This window comes from Pseudoalteromonas piscicida, assembly GCF_002744175.1.
Taxonomy (GTDB): Bacteria; Pseudomonadota; Gammaproteobacteria; order Enterobacterales; family Alteromonadaceae; genus Pseudoalteromonas; species Pseudoalteromonas piscicida_B.
This window is the reverse complement of the sequence record NZ_NKHF01000201.1, coordinates 1-226: the sequence shown is the minus strand read 5'-3', so window position 1 is coordinate 226 and position 226 is coordinate 1. Positions and strand designations below refer to the sequence as shown.

General features: G+C 43.4%; 1 pseudogene. It reads left to right on the top strand.

Annotated features, from left to right (window positions below):
- A pseudogene (locus CEX98_RS23400) lies at positions 1–226 on the top strand (hypothetical protein); the annotation flags it as partial.

Genomic DNA, 226 nt, shown 5'->3' with positions numbered 1-226 from the left:
CTATTCTTACGTGGTAAATAACCCGCTAAACAAGACAGATCCAAGTGGCTATATATTTGCAACATTAGCGGTATGGGCACTACAATCTGCGATAGCAAACGGTATTATCACAGGTGTGGCGGCAACAGTTGTAGGAAGTGTTTTAACTGCTTATGAATATTATGGATATGCTAAATTGGCCGTAGGCATTGCACAGGCAATAGATGGTGGTGGCACAGCCATGGCT